1 rRNA gene (only partly in view) is annotated in these 1,401 nt (G+C 45.5%); it reads right to left on the reverse strand.

Going from position 1 to position 1,401, the window contains the following annotated elements:
* Positions 1-1,277: ribosomal RNA gene (locus tag AC1RPT_RS07515) — 23S ribosomal RNA — on the reverse strand (it extends 1,742 nt beyond the left edge of the window).
* Positions 1,278-1,401: the final 124 nt, after the last annotated feature.

Here is a 1,401-nt window from a genome sequence, read left to right on the forward strand (position 1 = left end):
CAGTCCTTACGGTCTAGCTTCGTTGCCCTTAGAACGCTCTCCTACCACGGAACCCTAATGGGTTCCATCCACAATTTCGGTAACATGTTTAGCCCCGGTACATTTTCGGCGCAGAATCACTCGACTAGTGAGCTATTACGCACTCTTTAAATGGTGGCTGCTTCTGAGCCAACATCCTAGTTGTCTGTGCAATTCCACATCCTTTTCCACTTAACATGTATTTTGGGACCTTAATTGGTGGTCTGGGCTGTTTCCCTTTCGACTACGGATCTTATCACTCGCAGTCTGACTCCCGGATATAAATCAATGGCATTCGGAGTTTATCTGAATTCAGTAACCCTAGATGGGCCCCTAGTCCAAACAGTGGCTCTACCTCCATGATTCTTAATTCCGAGGCTAGCCCTAAAGCTATTTCGGAGAGAACCAGCTATCTCCAAGTTCGTTTGGAATTTCTCCGCTACCCACACCTCATCTCAGCATTTTTCAACATACATGAGTTCGGTCCTCCAGTGCGTTTTACCGCACCTTCAACCTGGACATGGGTAGGTCACTTGGTTTCGGGTCTACGTCTACTTACTATGGCGCCCTATTCAGACTCGCTTTCGCTACGGCTCCGTCTTATCAACTTAACCTCGCAAGCAAACGTAACTCGCCGGTTCATTCTACAAAAGGCACGCTATCACCCATTAACGGGCTCTAACTATTTGTAGGCACATGGTTTCAGGAACTATTTCACTCCCCTTCCGGGGTGCTTTTCACCTTTCCCTCACGGTACTGGTTCACTATCGGTCACTAGGGAGTATTTAGCCTTGGGAGATGGTCCTCCCGGATTCCGACGGAATTTCTCGTGTTCCGCCGTACTCAGGATACTGCTCTGAGAGATTTTCATTTAGTATACGGGGCTATCACCCTCTACGGCGAGTCTTCCCAGACTCTTCTACTATAAAAATCTTTGGTAACTCAAATGAGCAGTCCTACAACCCCAAGAAGCAAGCTTCTTGGTTTGGGCTCTTCCCTGTTCGCTCGCCGCTACTTAGGGAATCGATTTTTCTTTCTATTCCTGCAGGTAATTAGATGTTTCAGTTCCCTGCGTTTACCTCTATATAACCTATGTATTCAGTTAATAGTAACAGTCGATTAAAACTGCTGGGTTCCCCCATTCGGAAATCTCCGGATCAAAGCTTACTTACAGCTCCCCGAAGCATATCGGTGTTAGTCCCGTCCTTCATCGGCTCCTAGTGCCAAGGCATTCACCATGCGCCCTTGATAACTTAACCTAACTTTACTTAAAGCAAAGTGGTTTTGTTAAGAACTACGTTCTTAACTAATAAAACGCGGTGTTTCTCGGCTTATTGCTTAAAAATTTAATAAATATTATCTAGTTTTCAAAGAACAAATTTT

This window comes from Dellaglioa sp. CoH-56-MRSF-11, assembly GCF_056782135.1.